Here is a 20,906-nt window from a genome sequence, read left to right as displayed (position 1 = left end):
GCGAGGCCGCCGGCCGCGTCGTCAGGCCGGGCCGGCGCCGAGCGCGGTGGCCGCGGCCACCACGTCGACCAGGCCCGTGCCCTTGTCGAAGCTCGACAGGTACGGCCCGGCCGCCTGGTAGGGCGCGCCCGCGGTGTACTTGTACGCCGTCGACTTGAGGACGTCCTCGATCTCGCCCGCCGTGGCCGACGGCTTGGCCTGGAACAGCTGGGCCACGATGCCGGTGATCTGCGGCGCCGCCATCGACGTCCCGCTGATCACGTTGTACGTGCCCACGTCCAGCGCGCCGGGGCCGTTCATCGGCTGCAGGCCGGTGGAGCAGATCGGCAGGTACAGCCGGCACGCCGAGACGATGTTCTCACCCGGCGCGGAGATGTCCGGCCAGGTGCCCGAGTCGGCCGCGGCACCGCGCGAGGAGAAGTCGGACACGGAGCCGTCGCGGGTGCCGGTGCCCAGGTCGTTGTAGGACGCCACGGACAGGATGCCCGGGGTCGGGTCGGTGCCCGGTGGGTTCGACAGGTTCGCCGAGCCGTCGCCGCCGTCGTTGCCGTTCGCCCACACCGTGACCACGCCCTCCGCGGCCAGCTGGCGCTGGATCTTCGCGGTGGCCGAGTTCGGGTCGAACGTGCCGCCGCCGGACGGGCCGTAGGAGTTGTTGATCGCCTTGATCGGCGGGCAGGTCGCGGCCGGCACGCCGGCGCCGCACGGGGCGGCGTGGTTCTCCAGGACCCAGTTCAGCGCGGAGTCCGCACCGATGATCAGCAGCACGGCGCCGACCGACAGCGACACGATCTTGGCACCGGGCGCGGAGCCGCCGACCGTGGTCCCGTTGGACAGCGTGTAGTTGTTGCCCGCCGCGATCCCGTTGACGTGCGTGCCGTGCCCACCGCCCGAGAGCACGTCGGTGTCGACGAACGTGGGCACGTCGACCAGGCAGCTGCTGGTCGGCGGGTCCTCGGTGAGGCACACGCCCTTGAGGCTGCGCACCACGCGCGTCTGGCCGTCGGCGCCCGTGAACGCCGGGTGGGTCGGGTCGACGCCGCTGTCGATCACCGCGACGGACACCCCGGTGCCGTCCAGCTTCGCGCCGTTGGCCCCCACCAGCGTCTGCTGGGCGGCCAGGCTGCGGGTGGCGGTGGTACCGGAGCTCGCGAAGAGCCGGATGGGGTCGTTGCCCTCGACATAGGTGACGCCCGGAAGGGCGCGCGCGGCCCGCACCTGGCTCGCGGTGCCGCTGGCGGCGACCACGCCGATGCGGTCGAAGCTGGTGACCTCGGCCAGCCCGGCCTGCCGGACGGCGGCATCGGCGGCGGCGAGGTCCTTGCCGTGCACGAGCACGGTCATCGGCAGCGCGGCGGCCGCCGTGTCGAGGGTCCGGGCCAGCGACGCCGACAGTGGCGCGAGCACCGCGCCCGGTGCGGCGGCGGCGGGGACACCGAGACCCAGGGGAAGAACGACGATCGCGGCGGCGAGAGCGGCCTGTCCCAAGGACCGGCGTCTGGCCTGGCCGCGTAAAGAACGACCGAGCATGAAAGCCTCCAACCAGCGGCAACAGTTGACCCCCTAAACGAGTGTCACACCAACAGGTGACGTGTGGTGTGCAAGGGACTACGGATGGTCGTAGGGGTGGTCGGCCGTTCGGCCCAATCCGCGCGTCCTGGCGTTTACAGCACAACCGGGCCGGCGCTAGCCTGCAAGAAGTTTCAGTCTCTTTCGCAAGGCTCTCGACGAGGAGAGATCGCAATGCGAGAAAGATCCCTGCGTGCAACCGTCCTGTCCGCCCTGGCCGTGCTGCTGTCCGGCGCCGTGCTGATCCCGGCGGCACCCGCCGCGGCGGGCACGGTCGCCGCCGCCGACACCGGCGTCCCCAACGGCGACGTGATCGCCAACCTCTGGTCCTGGAACTGGCGCTCGGTCGCCGCCGAGTGCCGCGACCACCTCGACCCCGCGGGCTACGGCGCCGTCTGGGTCGCCCCGCCCGCGGAGTCGCTGCGCCATCCCAGCGGTGTCTGGTGGGACGTCTACCAGCCCTACAGCTACCGGCTGAACGGCCGGTTCGGCACCCAGGCGCAGTTCGCCGCGATGGTCACCGCGTGCCACGGCGTCGGCGTCAAGGTCTACACCGACGCCGTGATCAACCACACCGGCGCGCAGACCGGCACCGGCTACGACGGCACGGTCGTCACCGACAAGTACAACCCGCCGATGTACACCCGCGGCCAGTACAACGTGGACGTCTGCAACCACTCGATCAGCAACTGGGGCGACGTGTGGGAGGTCCAGCACTGCGAGCTGCTCGACCTGCCCGACCTCAAGACCAGCGACGCCACCGTGCGCGGCACGATCGCCGGCTACCTCAACTCGCAGCTCGCCCTCGGCGTGGACGGCTTCCGGGTCGACGCGGCCAAGCACATCCCGAGCGGTGAGCTCGCCGCCATCGTCGGGCAGCTCGACAACACCACCTCGGGGACCCGCCCGTTCGTCTTCCACGAGGTCTTCCCCGGCGAGCCGCCGGCGCCGAGCGACTACTACGGCAGCGGCGACGTGCTCGACTTCACCTACGCGGACAAGATGAAGAGCGCCTTCCAGGGCGACATCGCGACGCTGTCGTCCTTCGGCCCGAGCTGGGGCATCCTGCCCGCCGCCAACTCGGTCTCCTTCGTCACCAACCACGACACCGAGCGCAACGGCCGCCACCTCACCTACAAGGACGGCGCCACGGCCACGCTCGCCAACGTCTTCCAGCTCGCCTGGAAGCACACCACGCCGACCGTCTACGCGGGGTTCGACTTCGGCAACACCGACCAGGCGCCGCCGAACTCGAACGGGTTCGTCACCGACACCACCTGCGGCAGCGGCTGGCACTGCCTCGACCGCGACCCGGCCGTGGCGGGCATGGTCGGCTGGCACAACGCGGTCGGCGGCGCGAACGTGACCAACTGGCAGTCCCCGGCGGCCAACGTCATCGGCTTCGGCCGGGGCGGCGCGGGTTTCGTCGCCATCAACAACACCGGCGCCACCCACACGGCGCAGTACACCACCGGCCTGGCGGACGGCACGTACTGCAACGTGGTCAACGCCTGCGCGAGCCAGGTGACCGTCAGCGGCGGCCGGGCCACGCTCGCCGTGCCGGCCAAGGGCGCGGTCGCGTTCCACCCCGGCGGCACGGGCGCGCCGAACCCGGGCCAGGTCACCGCCGGCTACACCGTGCAGGCGGAGACCGTGTGGGGCCAGAACGTCTACGTCGTCGGCGACATCGCGGAGCTCGGCGCCTGGAACCCGGCCGCCGCGGTGCCGCTGACGACCGGCACCGGCACCTATCCGCGCTGGTCCGCCACTGCCACGCTGCCCCCGAACACGAGCGTCGAGTACAAGTTCGTCATCAGGCAGGACGGCCAGCCCGTGATCTGGGAGACCGGCGCGAACCGGACCCTGCGCACCCCGGCCGGCGGCACGCTGTCCGTGGACGGCGGCTGGTTCCGGCGCTGATCACTGGCTCGGCGGCAGGGTGACGCCACGGTCGCCCTGCCGCTGGGATCGGCGCGGGCCGGCGCCGGTCGAGCCGCGGACGACGAGCTCGGGCATGAACACGAACTCCGCGTGCGGCGCCGGCGTGCCGCCGATCTCCTCCAGCAGCGCGTTGACCGCGGCCTGGCCCATGGCCTCGACCGGCTGGCGCAGCGTGGTCAGCGGCGGGTCGGCGAACACGATCAGCGGCGAGTCGTCGAAGCCGACGACCGACACGTCCTGCGGCACCGACAGGCCGCGCTGCCGTGCCGCGCGGATGGCCCCGAACGCCATGAGGTCGCTGCCGCAGATGATGGCGGTGCAGTCCCGGTCCAGCAGCGCGGTCGCCGCCGCCTGTCCACCTTCGACGGTGAACAGGGAGTGCTGCACCAGTTCCTCGGCCTCCTCCGCCGTGACCGGCAGCAGCGTGCGCATGTGCTGCACGAACCCCTCGATCTTGCGCACCACCGGCACGAACCGGCGCGGCCCGATCGCGAGGCCGATGCGCTCGTGGCCCAGCTCCACCAGGTGCGACACGGCCAGCCGCACGGCCGCGCGGTCGTCGGTGGACACGAACGGCGCCGACACCTTCTCCGTGTAGCCGTTGATCATCACGAACGGGACGCCGCGGCCGGCGAGCTTGACGTAGCGGTTCATGTCGGCCGTCGAGTCGGCGTGCAACCCGGAGACGAAGATGATCCCGGTGACGCCCCGGTCGACCAGCAGGTCGGTGAGCTGGTCCTCTGTGGAGCCGCCGGGGGTCTGGGTGCACAGCACGGGGGTCCAGCCGCGGCTGGTGAGCACCTGCTCGATGACCTGGGCCAGCGCGGGGAAGATCGGGTTGCTGAGCTCGGGGGTGATCAGCCCGATCAGCCCGGCGCTGCGAGCCCGCAGCTTGGGCGGGCGCTCGTAGCCGAGGACGTCCATCGCGGTGACGACGGCCTGCCTGGTGGAGGTCGAGACCCCGGCCCTGCCGTTGAGCACCCGGCTGACCGTCGCCTCGCTGACCCCGGCCTGTGCGGCGATGTCACTGAGACGAGCGGTCACACCGCCTGACTCTATGTCAGCCACGGCCGGCGTCCTCCCTCCAGGGCGGGCATGTCCCGTGCCTCTGAATGAAAGACCTTGCGTGGACTTTCAGCAAGCCTCTGGCGGGGTCAGCCCAGTACGCCGTGGGTGCTGCCCAGGCCCAGGGCGAGGCCGGCGCCCGTCACGTCGCCGGCCAGGCCGACGCTGTCGGTGACGATGCCGGTGATCGGGTCGGCCTGGGTGGCGAGGGGACCGGCGATGGGACCGGCGAGGTGACCGGCGACGTCGGCGGCGGCCGCGGGGGCGAGGGCCAGCAGTGCTGCGGCCGTGCCGACGGTCGCGGCCATGAGGTTGCGCATCATGGGTTCTCCCTGGGTGTGATCAACTTGGTGCGCCGAACCTAGCCCGGGGCGGCGCCGCGAGCCTTGGCTGTGCACCTATCGTGTGTACGCCGACCACGCTGAGCCGGGGTTTGCCGCTCCACAGTGGACTGTCGGACCGGTCTGGTACGACATGGGCATGACTGGTCTTGGTGTTTCCGGCCTCAGCTGCCGCCCGAGCGGCTGCGGGGCGTGGTGCGTGCGGCCGCCGCACCGACCACCACCACGTCACCGTCACGGACGCGGCCACCATCGCGGCGGCCGTGCACGGGCTCGCCGGGGCCGACACCGTCGTTCTCCAGCCCACGGGCGACGAGCCCGACCCGAGGGCTTCGTCCGGTTCGCGGCAGAGGAGGTGCGGCCGCTCGTTCCCTGAGAGCTCATCGGCCGGAGGTGGCGACGTGCCGATGCCCGAACGGCACGTCGCGGTCAGCCGCTGAGGCCCGACCAGAAGGCGCAGTTGCTCTGCCGGGCGATGTCGACCGTCCCCACGTGTCCGGGTGCCAGGCCGAGTACGTCGTCGGCGTCGTGGAAGCGTGGCCAGCCAGCAGGCCTTCCCTTGTGGGCGAACGAGGTCCAGTAGCCGACCATGCGCGCGGCGAGGCGCTGCTGCGGTCCGTCCAGCGCACCGAGCAGGCCCGGCCACAGGAACGTCAGCTCGGTCGCGTGCTCCGCGCCCTCGTCGAACCCCGGCACGTCGATCAACGGTGGCGCCCCGCGATCGGCGAACTGGTATGCGTAGACCGGTACCCGCGCGTCGGCCAGCAGGCGGTACGCGTCGAGATGCGTGCACGTCGACAGCGGGCCGCCGAAGTCGGTCTCGATGGTGGCCAGCGCGATGCGCGGCTCCGGGTAGCGGGCCGCCGGATAGCGCGCCAGCACCTCGGAGCCGTAGGTCGACAGGACGATTGCCTCGTATCGCGCCGCGGTGATCGGCTGCGGGTAGAACAGCGCGACGTACAGGCGCATCTCGTCGAGGTTGTTGCCGTGCATCACCGGCACCCGGTTGAACCGGCCGCGCGCGATCGCGTCGGCGGGCTGGCGGGGGAGCACGCCGTCACCGCCGGCGACCGGGCCGGTCGACCCGCTCAGCGCCGCGAACCGGTCCACCAGCGTCTTCGCGGGCAGCCCGCGCAGGCAGCCGGCGTCGGCGCAGCCGGCCGAGGACGCCACCCGGACCGCGTCCTGCTCGGCGGCCGCGACCGTGCGGGCCGGGAACGTGCAGCTGTAGCTCTGCATGATCACCTTGTGGAACAGCCCGGCCGCCGTGGGGGAGACCAGCGACGCGCAGGTGTCCGCCGCGCCGGCCGACTCGCCGAAGAGCGTCACGTTGCCCGGATCGCCGCCGAACGCCGCCGCGTTGTGCCGCACCCAGCGCAATGCCGCCTGCTGGTCGAGCAGCCCGTAGTTCCCCGCCTGCAGCCCTGGCTCCGAGGACTCGAACGCCGGGTGCGCGAGCCACCCGAACACGCCCAGCCGGTAGTTCACCGTCACGACGACCACCGAGCCGTCGCGGACGAGCGCGGATGTGTCGTAGCTGCTCCCGGAACCGGTGAGGTTGGCGCCGCCGTGCAGCCACACCATCACCGGCAGCCGCCCGTGCGGGCGTTCGGGCGCGCTGACGTTGAGGTACAGGCAGTCCTCGTCGTAGGTGGTCGACCCGCCGTACGCCGGCGCGATCTGCGCGCACTGGCTGCGCGGGGCCGTCGCGTCGTACACGCCGTGCCACGGCCGCACCGGCCGCGGTGCCCGCCACCGCAACGAACCGACCGGCGGCCGAGCGAACGGGATCCCCCGGAACAGCCGGAGCGTCCCGTCGGACGTGCCCCGTACGAGCCCCGCGTCGGTCCGCACCACACCGGGCGAGGCGGTGGCGGGCGAGGCCGTGGCGGGCGAGGCCGGCACGAGCCCGGCACCCAGAGCAGCCGCGAGGAGGACCACAACCGATCTCATGACAACTCCGTCCATCGATCCGGTGTTCATCAATCGCACCATGGAAGAAGATGGTTAGCTAGGTCCCTGCCCGAACCATCCACGACGCGAGGCAAAATCCACTCATGGGGGACAATTGGAGGCCGTCAGGCCAGTGCGGACTTTTGATCATCGATATCGCGGCCTTCGGTGATCGAACCCGTACCGACTCGGTCCGGCACCACGTCCGTCGCGTCCTGTACGACCTGCTGGAACACGGTTTCCACAATTGCCACATCGAGGCCGCCGACTACTACCTCGAAGATCGCGGGGACGGCGCGGTCGTCGCCATTTCCCCGCGCGTTCGCACCGCGGTACTGATATCCCAGCTGATCGACTGGATACATGCCGGCCTACGCCAGCACAACGCCGTCTCCAGCGACGTCGCGCGCTTGCGGCTGAGAATCGGAATTCACACCGGCGAGGTCGACACCGACGACCACGGCATCGTCGGCACGGCGGTGAACCACGTCTTCCGGCTGACCGACGCGCCCGCGCTCAAACGGATGCTCGAGGGCTCCGGCGCGGCGCTCGCGGTCATCACCTCCGACCGCGTGTGGGAGGACGTCATCCGGCACGCGCCCGACCTCGTCCAGCCCGCGGAGTACGCGCCCGTGCAGGTCGAGCACAAGGAGACGGCGGCCAGGGCGTGGGTCCGGCTCGTCGGTACGGCCACCGCCGCCCGCCCGCGGCCGAAGGAGGCCGCCCGGTCGATCACCTCGTTCGTCGGCCGCGACCAGGAGCTCACCGAGCTGCACGGGCTCATCGCGCGCAGCCGGCTGGTCACCCTGGTCGGCCCGGGCGGCGTCGGTAAGACCCGGCTCGCCCGCGAGACGCTCCACGTACTCGCCGGCGAGGTCAGCACCACCTGCGCGGACGGCGCCTACCTCGCTGACCTGGCCGACTACCGCGCCGGTGACGACCTCTGCCGCGCCCTGCTCAACACGCTGCGCTCGTCCTACGGCCCGCCGGGCCGCGGCCCGACCGACGAGGCCCTCGTCGCCGCGCTCAACGGCCGGCGGGTCCTGCTCGTTCTCGACAACTGCGAGCAGATCCTCGACGACGTCGCCTCCGTCGCCGAGGCGCTGCTCACCCGCACCGACGGCACCACGCTCCTGACCACGAGCCGGGAGGCCCTCGGCATGGCCAGCGAGACGACGTTCTCCGTGCGGCCGCTCGCCGTCCCCGCCCTCGACCACCGCGAGCACGACGTGCGCAAGTACGCGGCCGTCCAGCTGTTCGTCGATCGCGCCCAGTCGGCCGACCCCGAATTCCGGCTCACCGCGGGCAACGTCGCCGACGTCGCCCGGGTCTGCCGCAGCCTCGACGGGCTCCCGCTGCCGATCGAGCTCGCCGCCGCCCGGGTGCGCGCGCTCACCCCGCGCCAGATCACCGAACGTCTCGCCGACCGATTCCGCCTGCTCACCAGCGGCTCGCGGACGGTGTCCCGGCACCGCACGCTCGAGGCCGTCGTCGACTGGAGCCACGACCTGCTCGACGAGCCCGCCAAGGAGGTCTTCGCCCACCTGGCCGTCTTCCGCGGCGGGTTCTCCCTGTCCGCGGCCGAGGACCTCGCCGACCGGGTGGGGCTGTGCCGGGCGACGACGGCGGACCTCGTCGTCCGGCTCGTGGACAAGTCACTGCTGCAGGCCAAGCCCGCGGACGACGGCGCGATGCGCTACCGGATGCTGGAGACGCTGCGGGAGTACGCCGCCGGCAGGCTCGCCGAGCGCGGCCAGGTCGAGAAGGCCCGCCGGCACCACGCCGAGCTGTACGTCGAGCTGGCCGAGCGGCAGTCCGACGCGCTGCGCGACGCACGTCAGGCGGACGCCGTCCGGCTGCTCGAGCGCGAGGACGACAACCTGCGTGCCGCGTTCGAGTGGTGCTGCCGCACCGGGAACCACGACCTGGCGCTGCGCCTCGGCGCGGCCCTCGGCTGGTACCTGTGGATGCGTGGCGACCGCGCGTTCGGCTGGGCCGGCCTCGCGCGCGCGATCGACATCCGCTCGACCGAGCAGGACCCGGTGCGCCGGGTGCGTGCTCTCATCTGGTCCTGCCACCTCGGCTCGGTGGGGCACAAGGCGGTCGAGCCGGCGGCCCGCGTGCACGGCCGGCAGGCCAAGGCGATCCTCGAGCAGCTCGGCATGACCCGCACGGTCGAGTACGGCTACTGCATGTTCGTCAACGCGTTCGCCTGCTACCGGGAGAACCAGCACGACGACGGCGACGCGATGATCGCGCGGGCGGTGTACCTCGCCACCGAGCTGAGCGACCCGTGGCTGATGGCCTGCGCGACGATCGTGGCCGGCATCGGGCACGCCCTGCGCGGCGAGTTCGCCGACGCCGACCGCCGGCTCACCGAGAGTGCCGAGCACTACCGCGGCGTCGGCGACCGCTGGGGCGAGCACCGCTCGCTGATCTGGCTCAGCCGCACCAACGAGGCCGTCGGGCGGCTCGCGCGAGCGGAGGAGACCGCCGTGGCCGCGTACAACCTGGTGCACTCGCTCGAGCTCGACGGCGCGGGCGCGCCGCTGCTCGGCTGGATCGCGCGGCTGCGGGTCCTGCGTGGCAACGAGGCCGGGGCCGCCGCCACGCTCGCTCTGGTGGAGGAGCACCGCTGGTGGCGCCGGACGTCCGAGGGCGTCGGCTGGATCTCCGACTGCCAGGCCCTGCTGATCGAGCAGCGCGCCGGGGCGGCGGACACCGCGCCGCTGCGCCGGGTCGTCGAGCTCTACGGGCGGGCGGCGACCGAGCTCGCCGCCGCCGGCCTGCCGGTGCACGCGGTGTACAGCCGCTGCCGCCAGGCGCTCGTGCTCGCCCGGCTCGGCGCGCCCACCGCGGTCGCGCTCGACCAGGCTGCCAAGGTCGCCAACGCGCAGGCGGACCGCCGTGCGCTGGCCGTCGTGCTCGACACGATGTGCCTCGTCGCGACCGATCGAGCGGCGGCGGAACGGCTGCTCCGGCTGGCCGACGCGCGGTGGCGGGAAGTCGGCGGGCAGCGCTCGGCGAGCTTCGTGGCCGACCTCGACCGGCTCCGGCGCGGCGCTACGGATCCGGGGTCCGGACGGTTCAGTTCACCTTTGTGATCCATGTCACATGAACCGCTCGAACCTCTGCTGAACGTTCGAGCCGTTATCCCACGTATATAGGGGCGTTGGTGATGGGCGAGCCGTGTCCAAACAACGTCGTTGACGCGAAATGGTCGTCCTGAGAAAAGCGTCGTAGAGGAGTCGTGTCCAAATGCGGATTCGTAACACTGGGATCGCCGGCCTCGCGGTTCTCGCCGCGGTGGCGTCGGTGCTGCTCAGTGGTTGTGAGCTGCGCGAAGGCGCCGACAGTGAATACGGCAACAGCAGTAACAACGGATACGGCATGAAGAATGTGAACGTCGCACCGAACGAATTAGCCAAAGGAATTACCGGTTCGGGAATGAGACAATTCTGAGCGGCCGCGGGCGGATGATGATGCGGCGCGGAATTCTACGCTGGCTCGTGGCGGGGCTCCTGGCGGTCGTGGGTGCGGCCTGCCCGGTGGCCGGAATCGCTCTGGCCAGCCAGTCCTCGAGCCAGGCCGGCCAGGCAAAGGCGGACTCCCAGGGCATCGAAAGGCTCGACCGGGAGTTCCTCACGGTTATTCGCTTCGCGAACCTGTGGGAGATTCCGATGGGTGTGCTGGCCCAGGAACGCGGCAGCACCCAGACGGTCAAGGACGTCGGCAAGGTCCTGGCGCAGGACCACACGAAGCTCAACACGATCGTCGCGCAGCTGGCCCGGCAGTTCAACGTGAAGCTGCCCGACCAGCCGACCTCGTCGCAGAAGTCGTGGATCGCCGACATCTCCAGCAAGAACGGCCTCGAGTTCGACCGGACGTTCGCCGACCGGCTGCGTGCCGCGCACGGGACCGTCTTCGGGCTCGTCGCCGAGGTGCGGGCCGGCACCCGCAACGCGGCGATCCGCGACTTCGCCCAACAGGCCAACAACATCGTCATGAAGCACATGACCCTGCTCGAGGGCACCGGCGACGTCTCGTCCGACCACGGGATGTTCGCGGAGGCCTCGGCCCGGACCATCGCCTACCCGGAGAACTCGTTGGGACGCAGTGACATGCTCGTCGGCGGCATCGTGGTGGTCGTCATGATCGCCACCACGCTGGCCGTCGTCCGCACCTTCAGCACGCGAGGGTCGGCCGAGTGAACGCCATCACGATCGCCCTGCCGCAGCACGACATCGGCATCCGCGAGGTGGCCGCGTTCTCGGCCCGCTCGGCCTACGTCCTGATGTGCTTCACGCTCTGCTGGGGCATCTTCACCGCCACCGGCTGGATCAAGCGGCTCACCGGGCACCAGGCCATCCGCTCCGGCCACATGATCCTGGCTTCGCTCACGCTCGCGACCGGCATCACGCACGCCATCGTGTTCCTGCTGCTCCGCGAGCAGTCGATGTCGATCGCCGGGCTCGTGGTGCCGTTCACCGGGAAGCTCCGGCACACGCTGGGCATCCTCGGCCTCGAGATCATGGTCGCGATCACCCTCGCCACCGGGCTGCGGCGCTTCGTGAAGTACCGGCGCTGGCTGCGGTTCCACCAGCTGGCGTACCCGGCCGTCGCCATGGTCGTCGTGCACTCGTGGTTCGGCGCCATCGCCAACGGGCACCTCGCGGTGCTCTGGCTGGGCGGGCTGACGGCGGTGACGCCGGCGGTGACGCTCACGGCCCTGCGGTTCACCCCACCGCGGGTGCTGATCAAGGCCGGGCTGCTCAGCGCGGCCCCGGCAGCCACCCCGCCGCACGTGGCGGACATGGACCCCGCGGAGGCACCGAACAGAGGCGTCAACGGAAAGAAAGTACAGGTCAGCGTCGACAACCAGCGGTGCCGGCGGTACGGGATCTGCCAGGCCGAGTCCCCGGAGCTCTTCCAGCTCCTGGCGGACGGTCGCCTGCGGTACGTACGCGACCCGGACACCGGAAGCCGCGCCGGGGCACAGGCGGCGGCACGTTCCTGCCCCATGCAGGCGATCCAGTTGCAGGAGGTACGCAGCCGATGAACCGTGCTGAGCGGATCGTCGTGGTGGGAGCCGGGCTGGCCGGACTTCGGTCCGCCGAACGGCTCCGCGAGAAGGGTTTCGAGGGCGAGATCGTCATCATCGGGCAGGAGCGGACCCCGCCCTACCACCGGCCGGCGCTGTCCAAGCAGCTGCTCAACGGCACGATGCGGCCCAATGACCTGATGCTTCCGGCATACCAGGACGTCGGCGCGAAGTGGCGGCTGAACACGCCCGTCCAGTACCTGCTGCCGCACAGCAGGGTCGTCCACCTGCCCGGCGGCGAGGAGATCAAGTACGACGGGCTCATCATCGCCAGCGGGGTCGAGGCGCGGCGCCAGAACGGCGTGCCCTACCACGACCCGCGGGTGCTGGTGATGCGCACGCTGCCCGACGCGCTGGACCTGGAGCGGGCGATCAGCTCGAGCCGCGGCCCGGTGGCGGTGATCGGCGGCGGGTTCACCGGCTGCGAGATCGCGGCGAGCCTGCGGCACATGGACCGCGAGGTCACCCTCATCGGCCGCTCGCCGAACCTGCTCGGCAACGTACTCGGGCCCGCGCTCGGTGAGTGGCTGACCGGCCTGCACGGCGACCACGGCGTCGACCTCGCGCTCGGCACCTCGGTCAAGCAGTGGCACCCGCGCCCCGAGGGCATCGGGCTGCAGCTGGCCGACGGCACGACGATGCTCGCCTCCTGCGTGGTCCTGGCCACCGGCACCGTGCCGTCCACGTCGTGGCTGCGCGGGTCCGGCCTGCCGCTGGACGACGGCGTGGTCTGCGAGCCGACCTGCCACGTGGTCGGCGCCGAGGACGTGGTGGCTGCCGGCGACGTCGCGCAGTGGCCCAACGTGCGTTTCGACGACGTGCCCCGGCGCATCGAGCACTGGCTCAACGCGATCGAGATGGGCCGCGCCGCCGCGGAGAACCTGCTGGCCGGCCGGGCGGCGTCGGACCCGTTCACGCCGATGCCCCGGTTCTGGACCGAGCAGTACGGCGTGCGCATCCAGGCCGCGGGCGTGCCGAAGCTCGGCAAGGACATCGTGGCGCTCGGCAGCCCGGACGACGGCACCGGCACGGTCTTCGGCTACGCCCGCGAGGGCCGGCTGATGGGCGTGGTCGGCGTCGACTGCCCGTCGTCGGTGCTGTCGTGGACCGACAGCGTCGCGCGGCAGAACCCGGTGCCCAAGCGCGGCCTGCCCGCCGCCGCGAGCGAGGCGCCGGCCGGCCGCACCGCGCCGGCCACCCCCGCGACCCCCGGGCTCGCGGCCAAGCGACGGGGCAAGCACTCGTTGCCCGCGAAGGACAAGCCGGCGCGCCGCGAGGAGCAGGCGGCGCCGAGCATGGGGTACCTCGAGCCGGCCGCCAACGGTGGCCCGGTGCAGTCCTCGGCGCGGCTGCGGCCGGCCGACTCGCGTGGCCGGATCCAGCCCGTCGGCGGTGCGAGCCCCGTGGACCCGACCGGCCTGATGCCGGTGCTCGGCCCGGACGGCCTGCCGGTGGACCAGTCCCAGCGGCTCCAGCCGGTCGGCGCCGGCCGTCCCGCCGAGCCGGGCGGGCGGATGCAGCCGGCCCGGATGGCCGCCCCCGCGCCGGCCACGACCGGGCGGATCGCGCCGGTGGGTCCGGCCGACTCCGCGCGGCTGCGGCCGGTCGACGCCCGGATGGCACCCGGTGGGCGCGGTCCGGCGGACTCCTACGACCGGCTCCCGCCGGTGGGTGGGCCGCCGCCGGCCGGGCCGCCACCCGGTGGGCCGCGGCCGGGTCCGGAGGACTCCTACACCGGGATGTCGCCGGCCGAGGGTTTCGCGCGGTACCTGGAGGCCCAGAGCCGGCCGGGCCGCGGCCCGGAGGATTCCTACGACCGCATGCCGCCCGCGCCGCCTGGTGGCCGGGGTCCGGCGGACTCGTTCGATCGGATGCCGCCTGTGCGGCCGGGTGGTCCGGTGGATTCCTATGACCGGATGCCGCCTGCGCGGCCTGGTGGTCCGGCGGATTCCTTTGATCGGATGCCGCCTGTGCGGCCGGGTGGTCCGGCGGACCCCTATGACCGGATGCCGCCCGCGCGGCCGGGTGGCCGGGGCCCGGAGGACTCGTTCGACCGGATGCCTCCGGTCGGTGGCCCGCTGCGGGCGGTGCCAGGCGGCCGCGGTCCCGCGGACTCGTTCGACCGGATGCCCGCGGTGGGTGGCCCGCTGCGGGCCGTGCCCGGCGGCCGTGGTCCCGAGGACTCCTTCGACCGCATGCCGCCGGTGCAGGGTCACGTAACCAGCAACGGCCGGCCGGTCAACGGCCACCTGCGGCCGGTGCAGGGCGTGGGCCCAGCGGACTCCCACGGCCGGCTGCCCGCCGTCGACCCGCGTGGTCGCGGCCCGGCCGACTCCTTCGACCGCATGCCGCCGGTGGACCCGCGCGGTCGGGGACCGCAGGACTCCTTCGACCGGATGCCGGCCGTCGACGGCCGGGCGGACTACCGGCCGCCGCGGCGGGTCGAGGGTGCCTGGGACGAGCCGGCCGGCCGGCACAGCGCCGACGACGGTTACGACCGTGGCGACCCGCCGCCGCTGAGCGGCCGGCTCGGCCCGGCGGACTCCTACGGCCGGCTCCCGCCCGTCGACCGCCGCGGCCCGGCCGACGCCTACGACCAGCTGCCGCCGGCCGATCCCCGCGGTCGCGGCCCGGCCGAGCTACCGCCGGCCGACCCGCGCGGCCCGGTCGATCCCCGCGGTCGTGGGCCGGCGGACTCCTACGACCGCATGCCGCCCGCGCGGCGGGGCGGTCGCCCGGGGCCGGCGGACTCCTACGACCCGCGTGGCGCGTCGGACTCCTACGACCGGATGCCGCCCGTGCGGCCCAGCGGCCCGCTCGGTCCGGTGGACAGCAACGGCCGGCTGCGGCCGGTGCGCACGCAGCCCGGCGGGCGGCGGCGACGCGGGTAGAGCTTGAGCCCGGCTTCGGGCGCGGTGAACGGCGGCGGTGTTGGCGACAAGGCCAGCGCCGCCGCCGTCAACAATCGAGGCCGGCTTCCAGCAGGGCCAGCGCGCGCCGGCCCTGCGTGAGCACGTCCTTCGCGATCTGCGCGCCCGTGCGGCCGGCCAGCGCCTGGCCGTGCACGAAGTCCTTCAGCGCCCGGTTGACGCCCATCAACGCGTTCGCGACCACCCACGGCCCGATGTCGTGCGGCTTCGCCGACGTCTCCGCCGCCACCAGCTCGGCCAGCTCGCGCGTGTAGCGGTCGAACACCTGCCGCTCGCGGGCCTGGAGCGCCGGGCTGTCGGTGATGACCCTGGCGATGGTGGCGATCCGCCCGACCGCCTCCGGGTGGTCCACAAGGGAGTGTGGACGCAGGACGAAGCGGCGGAACGTGTCGAGCATCCGCTCGCCGGCCGGACGCTGCCGCACGGCGTCGACGAGGGCGACCTCGAAGTCGTCCATGCCGTCGTAGACCAGGTCTTCCTTGGTGGGGAAGTAGTTGAAGACGGTGGCCACCGAGACCTCGGCCTCGCGGGCCACCTCGGACACCGGTACCTGGTCGAACCCGCGCGCCGCGAACAGGCGCAGCGCTGTGTCGAGGATCTTGCGGCGCGTCTGCTGCTTCTTGCGCTCGCGGAGTCCGAGCTCGGTCATGTCTCTCAGGTTAGCACTTGACTTGGTGTGACTCCAAACTTAGAGTCACACTAAAGATAGAGCGACAACAAGGGAGAAGATCATGAGCACCGAGATCCTGGACCTCATCCAGCAGTGGGCCTCCGTCGAGCTCGACGGCGACGTGGACGCGTACAAGGAGCTGTTCGCCGAGGACTTCGTCGGCATCGGGCCGGTCGGGTTCGTCCTGAACCGGGACCAGTGGGCCGGCCGGCACGTCCACGGGCTGAAGAACCACGAGTTCACCGTGACGGATCCGCACGTGCGGACCTACGGTGAGACGGCGATCGTCGAGGCCGTCGAGCAGCAGCGGACCACCGCGATGGGCCGGGACACGAGCGGGTCGTTCCGGGTCGGCGTGGTGGTCGTGCGGCAGGACGGCCGGTGGGTGATCGCGCACATCCAGCTCAGCGGCCCGTTGATCGCGCCCGGTGAGATGCCGTCGTTCGCGAAGTGAGCGAGCCGAGTTCGGGAGGGGATCATGCCTGTCCAGCTGAACCACACGATCGTGAGCGCCCGGGAGAGGCGGGAGACCGCGTCGTTCCTCGCCTCGGTCCTGGGTCTGCCGGAGCCGACGCCGTTCGGGCCGTTCCTGGTGGTCCAGTGCGCGAACGACGTGTCGCTCGACGTCCTGGAGGTCGAGGGCGCGGTGGTGCCGCAGCACTACGCGTTCCTGGTCACCGACGACGAGTTCGACGAGATCTTCGGCCGGATTCTCGACCGTGGCCTGGACTACTGGGCCGACCCGTTCCACAACGAGCCGAACCGCGTCAACCACCATGACGGCGGCCGGGGCGTCTACTGGTCCGACCCGAACGGCCACAGCCTGGAGATCATCACCGTCCCCTACGGCGGCGGCTGAGCGGTCAGGCGTCGACCAGGCCCTGGAGCAGCGGGCCGTAGTGGGCGACGACCTGCTCGGCGGTCAACGCCGACACGCCGGGCAGGTTGATCGCCAGCCGCACGGCGCCCAGGCCGATCAGCTGGGCGCAGATCAGGTCGGCGCGAAGCTGGGCGTCCGCGCAGGCGAGGCGGGCGGCCAGCGGCTGGACGAAGTAGCGCTGGAAGGACGCCGAGAACTCCGCGCCGTTGGGGCGGAACGCCGCCAGGACGGCGCGGAGGAACGGGTCCGAGTGCGCCCGCTCGTGCAGGTCCAGCAGGGTGCGGACCAGGTGCTCGCCCAGCCCGGGCAACGCGCAGTCGAGCAGGGCCGTGGCCTCGGTCTCGAAGGACACGGCCTCGGCGAAGAGGTTCTCCTTGGTGCCGAAGTACTTCACGACCAGCGCCGCGCTGACCCCGCAGTCCAGCGCGATGTCCCGCAGCCCGACCTCGGCGAACCCGCGCTGCGCGAACCGCCGCCGGGCCGCGCGCAGGATGGCGTCCCTGGTCTGCCCGGCCCCGGAGGCGTCAGGTGCCCCGGCACCACTCGGGTCCGTGCCCATGACGGGCGAGCCTACTAAGCGACCAGGTCGACGTCGGCCTCGCCGCCCAGCTCGGTGACCTCCGCGACGTGCCCGCCCGCCCGGCGGATCACCAGCGTCACGGCCATCGCGAGGCCGGCGGCGACCAGCGACGCGCCGGCCGCGATCGTGTAGGTCAGCTGGAAACCCGTCGACGACGCCACCGCCGCGCCGTCCACCCGCACGGTGAACGCCGCCAGGAACGTGCCGCCGATCGCCGCGCACGTGCTCGTGCCGATCGTCCGCAGCAACGCGTTGAGGCTGTTCGCCGACGCCGTCTCGGTGGCCGGCACCCAGCTCATGATCAGCGTCGGCATCGCCGAGAAGCACAGCGCCGTCCCGATCGACAGCAGCATGAGCACCGCGATCAGCACGGGGAGCCCGCCCGGCAGCAGCGCCTGGCACACGTTGGCGACGAACATGATCAGCGCGCCGCACAGCAGCGTGACGTGGGCCCCGCGGCGCGCGGAGATCTTCGCCGACACGGGGGAGAAGAACAGCATGCCGAGCCCCATCGGGAGCATGCACACGCCGGCGAGCATCACCGACACGCCGAAGCCGTACCCGGTCGCGGTCGACGCCTGCAGCTGCAGCGGCGTGAGCATGAAGCTCGCGAACATGCCGACCCCGACGAGCGTCGTCGCGAGGTTGGTGAGCAGCACGACCGGCCGGGTCGACGTGCGCAGGTCCACCAGCGGCGAGCGGACCCGCAGCTGGTGGGTGGCCCACACGCCGAGCACCACCACGGACCCGGCGAACAGCCCGATCGTCGGCGTGCTCGCCCAGCCCCAGTGCGCGCCCTGCGAGATCGCGAGCAGGAGCGCCACGAGCCCGGTCGCGAGCCCCAGCGCGCCGAGGACGTCGAACCGGCCGCCGGTGTGGATCGGCGACTCCGGCACGAAGGCCACGACGAGCACCAGCATCACGAGCGACGCGCCGGTCGCCGCCCAGAAGACCGCGTGCCAGCTCAGCAGCGCGGCGATCACCCCCGCGGTCGGCATGCCGATGGCGCCGCCGACGCCGAGGGTGGAGCTCATCGTCGCGGTCCCGGCCATCACCCGCTCGGGCGGCAGCTCGTCCTTGAGGATGCTGATGCCCAGCGGGAGCACGCCGAACGCCGCGCCCTGCAGCATCCGCGCGACCAGCAGCGAGCCGAACGACCAGGCCACCGCCCCCACGAGCGAGCCGACGGTCATCAGGCCGAGTGCGACGGCCAGCACCTTGCGCTTGCCGATCATGTCGCCGAGCCGGCCGCACACGGGCGCGCAGACCGCGCCGGAGAGCATCGTGACGGTCAGCAGCCACGATGCCGAGTCCTGCGAGAGATCCATGAGCCGGGAGATCTCGGGCAGCAGCGGGACGACGAGGGTGTGCATCAGCGACACGGTGATGCCGCAACCGCACAGCACGATCATGAGCCGACGGGACTGGTCCGTCCGGGACGGTGAACCGATGTTCACCCCTGGAGTAAACAGATGTTCACCCCGCCGGGTCAATCGAGTGTGACCTTCGCCCGACCGCGGCTTTAGCGTTGCGTCCGAACCGGCCGCGGCGCCGGACTCGCGTTGCTGACCGGAAAGGACCGGGACGTGTCGGTGCTCGGGCTGGCGCCAGGGCTGCGACCGAGGCCGCCTGACCGCGCCCGCGCCCGGAACCTGGTTGCCCGCTGGGGCATGATGCGGTCGTGGATCAAGCGAGCCGGCTGCGGACCGTCGTGGCCACCCGGTACGTGACGCCCCTTCGCGAGGGCGGGTCGCTGCCGGGCCTGGTCGAGGCCGACGACCTCGGCATGTACGTGCTCAAGTTCCGCGGCGCCGGCCAGGGGATCAAGGCGCTCGTGGCGGAGGTGATCGTCGGCGAGCTGGCCCGCCGCCTCGGGTTCAAGGTGCCGGAGATCGTGCTCGTCGAGCTCGACCCGCAGCTGTCCAAGGCCGAGCCGGACGAGGAGATCCAGGACCTGCTCAACGCGAGCGGCGGCATCAACCTCGGCTTCGACTACCTGCCCGGCTCGTTCGACTTCAACCCGCGCGTGCGCGACCCCGGCGCCGACCTCGCCGCCCGGCTGCTGTGGCTCGACACGCTCGTGCTCAACGTCGACCGCAGCTGGCGCAACCCGAACATGCTGCTCTGGCACCGCGAGGTCTGGCTGATAGACCACGGCGCCTCGCTGTACTTCCACCACCGCTGGGGCCCGGGCTGGCAGCCGGCGGCCGGATACCGCTACGACGCGAGCGACCACGTGATGCTGCCCGCGGCCGGCTCGGTGGCCGACGCCGACCGCGCGCTGCGGCCGCTGGTCACCGCCGACGTGCTCACCGGGGTCCTCGCGCTCGTGCCGGACGAGTGGCTCGCCGCCGACCCGGCGTTCGGCTCGCCCGACGACGCCCGCGCCGCCTACCGTGCGTACTTCGACACCAGGCTGGCGCAGGCCGGCACCTGGGTCGCGCAGCTGGAGGAGACCCGTGCCGCACGTGTTTGAGTACGCGCTGGTGCGCGCGGTGCCGCGGCAGGAGCGCGGCGAGTTCATGAACGTCGGCGCGATCGTCTACTCGGCGACGCTGCGGTTCCTGCGCTGCCGGACCCACGTCGACGCCGACCGGCTGCGGGCCCTGGACCCGGCCCTGGACCTCGACGTCCTGCGCGACGCGCTGCGCTCGTGGAGCCAGGCGTGCGACGGCCCCGGGCCGATGGCCGACAGCTCGCCGGGCCAGCGGTTCCGCTGGCTCACCGCGCCGCGCAGCACGATCGTCCAGACCTCGCCGACGCACACCGGCCTCACCGACGACCCGCAGGGCGAGCTCGACCACCTGATGCGCACCCAGGTGCTGCCCCCGGGCGATCACCCCTAGTCTTCTCGCGTGGCGAAGTACTTCGACGTGCACCCGGAGAACCCGCAGCGGCGCGCGATCAGCCAGGTCGTCGACATCCTGCGCAGCGGCGGGCTCATCGCCTACCCCACCGACTCGTGCTTCGCGCTCGGGTGCCTGCCGGGCAACAAGGAGGGGATGGAGCGGATCCGCCAGATCCGCCACCTCGACGACCGCCACCACTTCACGCTGGTGTGCCACGACTTCGCCCAGCTCGGGCAGCTCGTGTACCTGTCCAACACGGTGTTCCGCGCCATCAAGGCCGCGACGCCCGGCAGCTACACGTTCATCCTGCCGGCCACCAAGGAGGTGCCGCGCCGCCTGCTGAACGCGAAGAAGAAGACCGTCGGCGTGCGTATCCCGGACCACGCGGTGGCGCAGGCGATCCTCGCCGAGCTGGGGGAGCCGTTGCTGTCGAGCACGCTGCTGCTCCCCGGCGAGGACGAGCCGATGACGCAGGGTTGGGAGATCAAGGAACGTCTCGACCACGTGGTGGACGCGGTGATCGACTCCGGCGAGTGCGGCACCGAGCCCACCACGGTGATCGACTTCTCGAACGACGAGCTGGAGATCGTCCGCGAGGGCGCCGGCGACCTCGCCCGGTTCGAGTGACTACTCGGGGATGATCCGGACGATCACGCGCTGCTCGGTGTCGTTGTGGCCGGGGTAGCGGTCGACGCCCAGGTACTTCTTGGCCAGCGCGTCGGCGTGGGCGTCGGCGCCCTCGTCGACGAACTCCGCCGTGCCGCGCAGCACGAGGGTGCGGTACGGGTCGGCCTTGTCGACGACCGAGATGGCGACCTTCGGGTTGCGCACCAGGTTGCGGTGCTTGACCCGGCCCTTCGCGGTGTTGAACAGCACGGCCTCGCCGTCGGTGTCGATCCACACCGGGGTGACCTGCGGGGTCCCGTCGGACATGACGGTGGCCACGTTGGCGATCTGCGGCTCGCTCAGCAGGGCGAGGTCTTCAGGGGTCAGCTTCTTGGTCATGATCGGGCCAACCGTCCCGTTC

At 72.1% G+C, this 20,906-nt stretch carries 20 protein-coding genes; 11 read left to right on the top strand and 9 right to left on the bottom strand.

Annotation, left to right across the window (positions count from 1 at the left end):
* Positions 1 to 21: 21 nt before the first annotated feature.
* Positions 22 to 1,530: a S8 family peptidase gene (locus VGD70_RS13435; RefSeq protein ID WP_331081617.1), complete on the bottom strand. Its 1,509-nt coding sequence runs from the start codon at positions 1,528 to 1,530 to the stop codon at positions 22 to 24.
* A 213-nt stretch (positions 1,531 to 1,743) separates the two neighbouring features.
* Here VGD70_RS13435 and VGD70_RS13430 point away from each other — a divergent pair, with 213 nt between their 5' ends.
* Positions 1,744 to 3,489 carry a carbohydrate-binding module family 20 domain-containing protein gene (locus VGD70_RS13430; protein WP_331081615.1) on the top strand — a complete coding sequence of 582 codons (1,746 nt, stop codon included), beginning with the start codon at positions 1,744 to 1,746 and terminating at the stop codon, positions 3,487 to 3,489.
* Here the strand turns inward: VGD70_RS13430 and VGD70_RS13425 are convergent, their stop codons facing one another.
* The 4 genes from VGD70_RS13425 to VGD70_RS13410 form a co-directional block, all read right to left on the bottom strand.
* Complete coding sequence (locus VGD70_RS13425) at positions 3,490 to 4,554, bottom strand: LacI family DNA-binding transcriptional regulator (RefSeq protein WP_331081613.1); 1,065 nt, start codon at positions 4,552 to 4,554, stop codon at positions 3,490 to 3,492. It abuts the gene before it with no gap.
* Positions 4,555 to 4,664: 110 nt separating this feature from the next.
* Entirely contained in the window at positions 4,665 to 4,898 is a 234-nt protein-coding gene (locus VGD70_RS13420; RefSeq protein ID WP_331081611.1) for a hypothetical protein, read from the bottom strand.
* A gap of 447 nt (positions 4,899 to 5,345) precedes the next feature.
* Complete coding sequence (locus tag VGD70_RS13415; protein ID WP_331081609.1) at positions 5,346 to 6,869, bottom strand: carboxylesterase/lipase family protein; 1,524 nt, start codon at positions 6,867 to 6,869, stop codon at positions 5,346 to 5,348.
* Positions 6,870 to 6,994: 125 nt separating this feature from the next.
* On the bottom strand, positions 6,995 to 7,234 hold the full coding sequence (locus VGD70_RS13410; RefSeq protein WP_331081607.1) for a hypothetical protein: 240 nt from the start codon (positions 7,232 to 7,234) through the stop codon (positions 6,995 to 6,997).
* Positions 7,235 to 7,279: 45 nt separating this feature from the next.
* On the opposite strand from VGD70_RS13410, the gene VGD70_RS13405 reads away from it, so the two are divergent.
* The 5 genes from VGD70_RS13405 (at position 7,280) to VGD70_RS13385 (ending at position 14,861) form a co-directional block, all read left to right on the top strand.
* Positions 7,280 to 9,973, top strand: coding sequence for an ATP-binding protein (locus VGD70_RS13405; protein WP_331081605.1), 2,694 nt, complete (start codon positions 7,280 to 7,282; stop codon positions 9,971 to 9,973).
* A gap of 154 nt (positions 9,974 to 10,127) precedes the next feature.
* Positions 10,128 to 10,331: a hypothetical protein gene (locus tag VGD70_RS13400; RefSeq protein ID WP_331081603.1), complete on the top strand. Its 204-nt coding sequence runs from the start codon at positions 10,128 to 10,130 to the stop codon at positions 10,329 to 10,331.
* Between the two features lie 86 nt (positions 10,332 to 10,417).
* Positions 10,418 to 11,080 carry a DUF4142 domain-containing protein gene (locus VGD70_RS13395; protein ID WP_331081601.1) on the top strand — a complete coding sequence of 221 codons (663 nt, stop codon included), beginning with the start codon at positions 10,418 to 10,420 and terminating at the stop codon, positions 11,078 to 11,080.
* Entirely contained in the window at positions 11,077 to 11,928 is an 852-nt protein-coding gene (locus VGD70_RS13390) for a ferredoxin (RefSeq protein ID WP_331081598.1), read from the top strand. Before VGD70_RS13395 ends, VGD70_RS13390 begins: the two co-directional genes overlap by 4 nt.
* The gene (locus VGD70_RS13385) at positions 11,925 to 14,861 is read left to right on the top strand and encodes an FAD-dependent oxidoreductase (RefSeq protein ID WP_331081596.1); all 2,937 of its coding nucleotides are present in this window, start codon (positions 11,925 to 11,927) and stop codon (positions 14,859 to 14,861) included. The genes VGD70_RS13390 and VGD70_RS13385 overlap by 4 nt, the downstream gene beginning before the upstream one ends.
* A gap of 67 nt (positions 14,862 to 14,928) precedes the next feature.
* Here the strand turns inward: VGD70_RS13385 and VGD70_RS13380 are convergent, their stop codons facing one another.
* Positions 14,929 to 15,549 carry a TetR/AcrR family transcriptional regulator gene (locus tag VGD70_RS13380; RefSeq protein ID WP_331081594.1) on the bottom strand — a complete coding sequence of 207 codons (621 nt, stop codon included), beginning with the start codon at positions 15,547 to 15,549 and terminating at the stop codon, positions 14,929 to 14,931.
* Between the two features lie 82 nt (positions 15,550 to 15,631).
* Between VGD70_RS13380 and VGD70_RS13375 the strand changes: the two genes are divergently transcribed.
* Together VGD70_RS13375 and VGD70_RS13370 are read left to right on the top strand one after the other, a co-directional pair.
* Complete coding sequence (locus VGD70_RS13375; RefSeq protein WP_331081592.1) at positions 15,632 to 16,024, top strand: nuclear transport factor 2 family protein; 393 nt, start codon at positions 15,632 to 15,634, stop codon at positions 16,022 to 16,024.
* 24 nt (positions 16,025 to 16,048) lie between these two features.
* Entirely contained in the window at positions 16,049 to 16,429 is a 381-nt protein-coding gene (locus VGD70_RS13370) for a VOC family protein (RefSeq protein ID WP_331081590.1), read from the top strand.
* Positions 16,430 to 16,433: 4 nt separating this feature from the next.
* Here the strand turns inward: VGD70_RS13370 and VGD70_RS13365 are convergent, their stop codons facing one another.
* Together VGD70_RS13365 and VGD70_RS13360 are read right to left on the bottom strand one after the other, a co-directional pair.
* Complete coding sequence (locus VGD70_RS13365) at positions 16,434 to 17,009, bottom strand: TetR family transcriptional regulator (protein WP_331081588.1); 576 nt, start codon at positions 17,007 to 17,009, stop codon at positions 16,434 to 16,436.
* Positions 17,010 to 17,023: 14 nt separating this feature from the next.
* On the bottom strand, positions 17,024 to 18,442 hold the full coding sequence (locus tag VGD70_RS13360) for an MFS transporter (RefSeq protein WP_331081586.1): 1,419 nt from the start codon (positions 18,440 to 18,442) through the stop codon (positions 17,024 to 17,026).
* A gap of 269 nt (positions 18,443 to 18,711) precedes the next feature.
* Here VGD70_RS13360 and VGD70_RS13355 point away from each other — a divergent pair, with 269 nt between their 5' ends.
* Genes VGD70_RS13355 through VGD70_RS13345 form a run of 3 tightly spaced genes read left to right on the top strand, consistent with a single transcriptional unit; the run spans position 18,712 to position 20,506 of the window.
* Positions 18,712 to 19,506: a HipA family kinase gene (locus VGD70_RS13355; RefSeq protein WP_331081584.1), complete on the top strand. Its 795-nt coding sequence runs from the start codon at positions 18,712 to 18,714 to the stop codon at positions 19,504 to 19,506.
* Complete coding sequence (locus tag VGD70_RS13350; RefSeq protein ID WP_331081583.1) at positions 19,490 to 19,876, top strand: DUF3037 domain-containing protein; 387 nt, start codon at positions 19,490 to 19,492, stop codon at positions 19,874 to 19,876. The genes VGD70_RS13355 and VGD70_RS13350 overlap by 17 nt, the downstream gene beginning before the upstream one ends.
* 9 nt (positions 19,877 to 19,885) lie before the next feature.
* The gene (locus VGD70_RS13345; protein ID WP_331081581.1) at positions 19,886 to 20,506 is read left to right on the top strand and encodes an L-threonylcarbamoyladenylate synthase; all 621 of its coding nucleotides are present in this window, start codon (positions 19,886 to 19,888) and stop codon (positions 20,504 to 20,506) included.
* Here VGD70_RS13345 and VGD70_RS13340 read toward each other — a convergent pair whose 3' ends face one another.
* The gene (locus VGD70_RS13340) at positions 20,507 to 20,884 is read right to left on the bottom strand and encodes a PPOX class F420-dependent oxidoreductase (RefSeq protein WP_331081579.1); all 378 of its coding nucleotides are present in this window, start codon (positions 20,882 to 20,884) and stop codon (positions 20,507 to 20,509) included.
* Between the last annotated feature and the right edge of the window lie 22 nt (positions 20,885 to 20,906).

It is taken from the genome of Actinophytocola sp. (assembly GCF_036402745.1).
GTDB lineage: Bacteria > Actinomycetota > Actinomycetes > Mycobacteriales > Pseudonocardiaceae > Actinophytocola.
This window is presented reverse-complemented; position numbering and strand designations above follow the sequence as displayed.

What these genes read in the sequence shown, in the direction of transcription:
- VGD70_RS13430 (WP_331081615.1), top strand. Translation starts at nt 1,744, where the DNA reads ATGCGAGAAAGATCCCTGCGTGCAACCGTCCTGTCCGCCCTGGCCGTG.
- VGD70_RS13410 (WP_331081607.1), bottom strand. Translation starts at nt 7,234, where the DNA reads ATGTATCCAGTCGATCAGCTGGGATATCAGTACCGCGGTGCGAACGCG.
- VGD70_RS13400 (WP_331081603.1), top strand. Translation starts at nt 10,128, where the DNA reads ATGCGGATTCGTAACACTGGGATCGCCGGCCTCGCGGTTCTCGCCGCG.
- VGD70_RS13340 (WP_331081579.1), bottom strand. Translation starts at nt 20,884, where the DNA reads ATGACCAAGAAGCTGACCCCTGAAGACCTCGCCCTGCTGAGCGAGCCG.
- VGD70_RS13420 (WP_331081611.1), bottom strand. Translation starts at nt 4,898, where the DNA reads ATGATGCGCAACCTCATGGCCGCGACCGTCGGCACGGCCGCAGCACTG.
- VGD70_RS13380 (WP_331081594.1), bottom strand. Translation starts at nt 15,549, where the DNA reads ATGACCGAGCTCGGACTCCGCGAGCGCAAGAAGCAGCAGACGCGCCGC.
- VGD70_RS13385 (WP_331081596.1), top strand. Translation starts at nt 11,925, where the DNA reads ATGAACCGTGCTGAGCGGATCGTCGTGGTGGGAGCCGGGCTGGCCGGA.
- VGD70_RS13375 (WP_331081592.1), top strand. Translation starts at nt 15,632, where the DNA reads ATGAGCACCGAGATCCTGGACCTCATCCAGCAGTGGGCCTCCGTCGAG.
- VGD70_RS13370 (WP_331081590.1), top strand. Translation starts at nt 16,049, where the DNA reads ATGCCTGTCCAGCTGAACCACACGATCGTGAGCGCCCGGGAGAGGCGG.
- VGD70_RS13415 (WP_331081609.1), bottom strand. Translation starts at nt 6,869, where the DNA reads ATGAGATCGGTTGTGGTCCTCCTCGCGGCTGCTCTGGGTGCCGGGCTC.
- VGD70_RS13365 (WP_331081588.1), bottom strand. Translation starts at nt 17,009, where the DNA reads ATGGGCACGGACCCGAGTGGTGCCGGGGCACCTGACGCCTCCGGGGCC.
- VGD70_RS13360 (WP_331081586.1), bottom strand. Translation starts at nt 18,442, where the DNA reads ATGATCGTGCTGTGCGGTTGCGGCATCACCGTGTCGCTGATGCACACC.
- VGD70_RS13435 (WP_331081617.1), bottom strand. Translation starts at nt 1,530, where the DNA reads ATGCTCGGTCGTTCTTTACGCGGCCAGGCCAGACGCCGGTCCTTGGGA.